The sequence below is a fragment of the Pseudomonas sp. BAY1663 genome (genome assembly GCF_000582595.1).
Classification (GTDB): Bacteria; Pseudomonadota; Gammaproteobacteria; order Pseudomonadales; family Pseudomonadaceae; genus Stutzerimonas; species Stutzerimonas stutzeri_AF.
This window is the reverse complement of sequence record NZ_AZSV01000144.1, coordinates 1-6,109: the sequence shown is the minus strand read 5'-3', so window position 1 is coordinate 6,109 and position 6,109 is coordinate 1. Positions and strand designations below refer to the sequence as shown.

The window sequence follows — 6,109 nt, the reverse complement described above, 5'->3', positions numbered from 1 at the left end:
GGTACGGCGTGCACAGGCTGCTCTTGTGGGAGGCCCGACCTCGGGGCGATGCTCTTTGGGCTTCCAGCTTCCAGCCGTAGGGGTGAAACCCGCCGATACGGAGCTGCCATCCCGCTGGGGCGGCGGGTTGCAACCCGCCCTAAACCGCTACACCGCCAGGTCATATCGGCTCAATATCCCGCTGAAAACCCTCCAGATCACCGCATTTGCGCCGCTTGCCGCCGCGCTTGTCACAGAACCGCCATCTGCCCCGCCTACCGTCCGCTGCAGTTTCCGGGATGGGCCCGGCCAACACAGTTCGGGGGGATTGTTCATGAGCACATATCGCAGCGGCGGCCAGCGTGCCGGTTTCAGGATCAGCCTGCTGACGCTGGCCGTCAGCGCCGGTTCGGCCTGGGCCGAGGAGCCGCTGGTCATGGAGCACGTCGAGGTTATCGGCCAGGCCGTCAGCATCGACGAGGCACTGAAGGACCAGCGCAGTTCCGACAGCGTCAAGAGCGTGGTCCATGCCGACGGCATCGGCCAGCTGCCGGACGACAACGCCGCCGAAGCGCTGCAGCGCATCCCGGGGATCTCGGTGGAGCGCGACCAGGGTGAAGGGCGCTTCGTCAGCGTGCGTGGCATCGCGCCGGACCTGAACAGCGTCACCATCAACGGCACCCTGGTGCCCTCGCCGGAAAGCGGCCGGCGCGCGGTGGCGCTGGATGTGCTGCCGTCCGAGCTGGTGCAGTCGCTGTCGGTGGTCAAGACGCTCACCCCGGACATGGACGCCAACTCCCTGGGCGGCACCATCGAGGTGGAAAGCCTCTCGGCGTTCGATCATGACGGCCTGTTCTACAGCATCAGCGGTGAGGGCAGCTACGACGAGAATGTCGAGAAGACCAGCCCGAAATTCTCCGGTGCGATCAGCAACCGCTTCAGCCTTGGCGATGGCGTCGACAACTTCGGTGTGGCCGCAGCCGTCAGCTGGCAGGAGCGCAAGTTCGGTTCGGACAACGTCGAAACCGGCGGCAAGTGGGACTTTGCCGACGATGGCGCACGCCTGGAGGAGTTCGAGCAGCGCGACTACGAGATCACCCGCGAGCGCACCGGTTTCGGGCTGAACTTCGACTACAAGCCGGATGACGTCAGCAGCTATTACCTGCGTACGCTGTACAGCCGCTTCAAGGATACCGAAACGCGCAACGCCGCCGGCGTGGAGTTCGAGGACGCCAGATGCCCGGCGAAACCGGCGATGCCGAAGGCTGGCGCGAGCTGAAATCGCGCGAGGAAACGCAGACCGTCCAGTCCTATGTATTCGGTGGCGAACGCATGATGGGCCTGTGGACCCTGAGCGGGCAGGTCGGCTACAGCCAGTCCCGCGAGCGCAATCCGGGTGGAATCTCCGGCGCGACCTTCGAAGGCGACTTCGCCGACGCCGGGTTCTCCAGCAGCCGCAAGCCGCGCCTGACTGTGGATTCGGCCTTCTACGATCCGGCTTCCTTCGAGCTGGACGAAGTGGAGTGGGGGAAGAGCGACACCCGCGACCGCGAGAAGAACATCCGCCTGGACCTGGCCCGCGACTACGACATCCAGGGCTACGCGGCGCAGGCCAAGTTCGGCGGCAAGCTCAGCCGCCGACACAAGGACAACGACAGCGAGGTCTGGGTCTATGACGACTTCGACGACCTGACCCTGGCCGATTTCCAGGGTGGCAACGTCGACTACGCGCTCGGCCGCTTCGGCCGCGGCATCAGCGCCTCGGCGATCAAGGGCGCCATCGCCGGGCTGGACGCCAGTGAGTTCTACGACGAGGAGGAGTCGCGCATCAATGACTTCGACATGCACGAGGACATCAATGCCGCGTACCTGATGAACACGGTGGACGTTGACCGCTGGCGTGTCATCGCCGGCCTGCGCTACGAAGGCACGCGCTTTCGCGCCAAGGGCACCGGCATGCGCGACGACCAGTTCGAGTCCATTTCCAGCAGCAACGACTACCACCACTGGCTGCCCGGCCTGCACGTGCGCTACCAGCTGACCGATGACACCCTGATCCGCGCCGCATGGACCAACAGCGTGGTACGCCCGACCTTCGGCCAGCTGGCACCCGGTTTCGTCATCGATGGCGACGACGCCGAGTTCGGCAACCCCGATCTCAAGCCGCTGGAGTCCGTCAACTACGACCTCGGCATCGAGCACTACATGGGCCGCGCCGGCGTGGTGTCCGCCTACCTGTTCTACAAGGACATCGACAACTTCATCTACAACACCGACCTGGCCGGCACCGGCCAGTGGGCGGCATTCGACGAAGCGCTCAGCTTCCAGAACGGCAGCAGCGCCAAGCTCTACGGGCTGGAGCTGGCCTACTCGCAGAAGCTCGACTGGCTGCCGGCGCCGTGGAACGGTTTGTTGCTGGGCGCCAATGCCACCTTCAGCAAGTCCGACGCGGACATCGAGGGCCAGGGCATGCGCCGCAGCATCGACCTGCCGAACCATTCCGATACGGTCGGCAACCTGATGGTCGGCTGGGAAAACGACCGGGTCAACCTGCGCCTGGCCGCCAACTACAAGTCCGACTACCTGTACGAGGTGGCCGGTATCGACGACAAGGCCCACGACCTCTACGTCGATGACCAGCTGTTCGTCGACTTCAAGGCCGGCTACTTCCTCACGCCGAACCTGCAGCTGACCTTCGAGGCGCTGAACCTGACGGACGAGTCCTACTACGTCTACACCGGCCGCCGTTCCTACAACGCCCAGTACGAAGAGTACGGCCCGACCTACAAACTCGGCCTGACCCTGACTCACTTCTGACCCCTTGCCGCTCCGGTGCCCGCCGTTCCCCTTTACGGCCGGGCACCGGCCTGCGGCACCTGAATGGATATCGCATGAACGCATTACCCAAAACCCTGCTGCTCGGCCTGTGCATCACCCTGGCCGCCTGCCAGTCCGCCGGTCAGGACGAGGCGCCACAGAGCACGCAGCTGAGCATCACCACGCCGGCGCAGACGGGCCTTGAATACGCGCAGTTGCTGGCCGGTAATGGCCCCTGGGCGGATGCCGAGCGCGTCCAGCTGGACAAGCAGGGCCTGCGCCTGCTGGACAAGGCCGGCAACACACTGGCCCAGCACAGCGGGCGTTTCGAGGGCATCGACCATCGCCTCGACCGTCGGGGGCTGCTGCTGGCCACCGTGGAGCGCAAGCGCCAGCAGGCGATGCTGATCGGCCTGGATGACAACCGGACCTGGAGCCAGCCGCTGTATCTGCCGCGCACCTCATTCGCCATCGAGGGGCTGTGCCTGTACCGCGACAGCGCGCGCAACGACTTCGTGTTCCTGCTCGGCGAGGAAGGTGTCGGCGAGCAATGGCTGGTGGGCAGCCAGGGCCGCCTGCTCGGTGAAGCACGGCGCGTGCGGGGGCTCAGCCTGCCGCCGCAGAGCACCTTCTGCCAGACCGATGACATGGCCGGGCAGCTCTACGTCAACGAGGAGAACGTCGGCTTCTGGCGCTACCCGGCGGATGCCGAGGCGCCGCTGCAGCGTGAGCCGGTCGATCTGGTCAAGCCGTTCGGCGCGCTGACAAAGGTGGCGGCTGGCATGGCGTTGGTGCCGGGTGGTCTGTTGGCCCTGGATGCCGAGGCGCCGGCGCTGCACCTCTATCGTCAGAGCGAATCGGGTTGGCAGGCGGACGGCGTGCTGCCGCTGGACGGCCTCGACGAGCCGGAACACATCAGTGCGCGTCGCACGTCCGAAGGAGTCGAACTGCTGCTGGCGGACGAGCAGGGCCTGCATCGCGCCCAGCTGGCGTGGCAGCCACAGGCACTTCCGCATCCCGAACCCCTCGTCAGTCTGGCGGCAGCGGTGGAGACCGGCCCGGTGCCCAGTCTGGGTGACGCCGCCGATGACCCGGCGATCTGGGTCAATCCGCGCGATCCTGCGCAGAGTCGCGTGCTCGGTACCGACAAGAAGGGCGGGCTGGTGGTGTACGACTTGGAGGGCCGCCAGCTGCAAAGCCTGCCCGTCGGCCGGCTGAACAACGTCGATGTGCGCAGCGGCTTCCGCCTCGGCAGCATGCGCGTGGACCTGGCCGTGGCCAGCAACCGCGATCACAACAGCCTGCACCTGTTCGCCATCGACCGCGCGAGCGGGGTGCTCCGCGATATCGGCCAGATCGCCACGCCGCTGAGCGATATCTACGGCCTGTGCATGTTCCAGAACCGCCAAGGTGTCACCTACGCGATCGCCAACGACAAGGACGGCACCTTCGTCCAGTACCGCCTCGATGGCCAGTCCGACCAGCCGCAGGGCGAACTGGTGCGGCGCTTCAAACTGGACAGCCAGCCCGAGGGCTGTGTCGCCGATGACCGTGGCGAGCGGCTGTTCGTCGGTGAAGAGGACGTTGCGGTCTGGGTGGTCGATGCCCGTGCCGAGGTACCGGCAGCGCCCCAGAAGGTGATCGGCGTCGGCGGGCCGGTGTACGACGACATCGAAGGCCTGGCGCTCTACCACGGCGAGGGTGCCGATTACCTGGTGATCTCCAGCCAGGGCAACGACAGCTATGTGGTGCTCGATGCCCAGGCACCGTATGCCGTGCGCGGCGCGTTCCGCATCGGCCTGAATGCCGAGCGCGGTATCGACGGCGCTTCAGAAACCGACGGGCTGGAGGTCACTTCGGCGAATCTCGGCGGCGTCTGGAGCCGCGGCATGCTGGTGGTGCAGGACGGCCGCAAGCGCATGCCCGAAGGCACGCAGAACTACAAGTACCTGCCCTGGTCAGCCATCGCCGATGCGCTGGGTCTGGATGTCATCGCCCGGTAACCGACCCGCCATCCAATAGCAGCTGCCCATGCGGGCAGGAGGAAACGATTCATGCAAACGACTCTCGAGCACATGTCCGTCTGGGGCCTGATCAGCGAGGCCAGCCTGGTGGTGCAGGCGGTGATGGTGATCCTGGTGCTGGCTTCGGTCTCCAGCTGGTACCTGATCATTCGTCGCAGCGCCGCGCTGCACCGCGGCGAGCGCCTGCTGCGCAGCTTCCAGCAGCGCTTTCGCCAGGGCGGCGATCTCACCCAGCTCTACCGCGAAGGGCAGCAGCAGCCGCTGCCGGAGGAGGCCGCGTTGCAGCGCATCTTCCTCGCCGGTTACGGCGAGTTCACCCAACTCCAGCGTGAAGCGGGCATCGCCCCGGATGCGGTCGCCGAGGGCGTGGAGCGCAGCCTGTACGTCGCCATTGCCGAGCAGGAGGAACGCCTGGAGAAGGGCCTGCAGTTCCTCGCCACGGTGGGTTCGGTGAGCCCCTACATCGGCCTGTTCGGCACCGTGTGGGGGATCATGAACTCCTTCCTCGGCCTTTCGCAGGTACAGCAGGCCACGCTTTCCACCGTCGCCCCGGGTATCGCCGAGGCGCTGATCGCCACGGCCATCGGCCTGTTCGCGGCGATTCCCGCAGTGATGGCCTACAACCGCTTCGCCGCCCGCGGGCAGACGCTGGTCGGCCGTTACTACGCCTTCGGCAACGAGCTGCAGGCGCGCCTGCATCGGCGCCTGCACGCTGCTTCGCCCAGCGTCGCCGCAGCCGCCTGAGGAGGTCAGCGATGCTAGTCAGGCCACAGCGCAAACACGGGCCCAAGGCGGAAATGAATGTGGTGCCCTATATCGACGTGATGCTGGTGCTGCTGGTGATCTTCATGGTCACCGCGCCGATGCTGGTGCAGGGCGTCAAGATCGAGCTGCCGAAGGTGGCGGCCGAGGCGCTGCCGGTGGAGAACGAGCGGCAGATCCTGACGCTTTCGGTGAAGGCCGACGGCGGCTTCTACTGGAACCTCGGCAGCGAACTGGACGTCGACAACCAGACCGACAGCGCCGTCGACCTGGCCGAGCTGCAGGCCAAGGTCGGCGCGGTCATTGCCGCGCGGGGCGACACCCAGGTCTACATCCGTGCCGACGAGGCGGCGGACTACGGTCGTGTGGTCGCCGGTATCGCCGAGCTGCAGCGCGGCGGGGTGGTCAACCTGGGCCTGATCACCGAGGCGCCGGCCGCTGCGGGGCGGCCTTGAGCATGGCCAGCCTGACCCTGGATGCCATTCGCAACGACCGCCCCGTCGAGCGCCGCTGGCCGGGCGACCTCG

The 6,109-nt window shown here is 66.5% G+C and carries 3 protein-coding genes and 1 pseudogene; all 4 read left to right on the top strand.

Features of this window, described 5'->3' with window-relative positions:
• Positions 1–313 precede the first annotated feature (313 nt).
• Positions 314–2,796, top strand: a pseudogene (locus tag BAY1663_RS21840) (TonB-dependent receptor).
• Positions 2,797–2,870: 74 nt separating this feature from the next.
• Positions 2,871–4,799, top strand: a complete 1,929-nt coding sequence (locus BAY1663_RS21835) for a phytase (RefSeq protein ID WP_037045037.1) — start codon at positions 2,871–2,873, stop codon at positions 4,797–4,799.
• Positions 4,800–4,850: 51 nt separating this feature from the next.
• A complete protein-coding gene (tolQ, locus tag BAY1663_RS21830; protein ID WP_037045035.1) occupies positions 4,851–5,564 on the top strand; it encodes a protein TolQ in 714 nt (237 codons plus the stop codon).
• 11 nt (positions 5,565–5,575) lie between these two features.
• A complete protein-coding gene (gene tolR / locus BAY1663_RS21825) occupies positions 5,576–6,037 on the top strand; it encodes a protein TolR (protein WP_037045033.1) in 462 nt (153 codons plus the stop codon).
• Positions 6,038–6,109: the final 72 nt, after the last annotated feature.

Bases quoted from the DNA above. Each gene is read 5' to 3' on its own strand.
- tolR (WP_037045033.1), top strand. From the start codon at position 5,576: ATGCTAGTCAGGCCACAGCGCAAACACGGGCCCAAGGCGGAAATGAAT.
- BAY1663_RS21835 (WP_037045037.1), top strand. From the start codon at position 2,871: ATGAACGCATTACCCAAAACCCTGCTGCTCGGCCTGTGCATCACCCTG.
- tolQ (WP_037045035.1), top strand. From the start codon at position 4,851: ATGCAAACGACTCTCGAGCACATGTCCGTCTGGGGCCTGATCAGCGAG.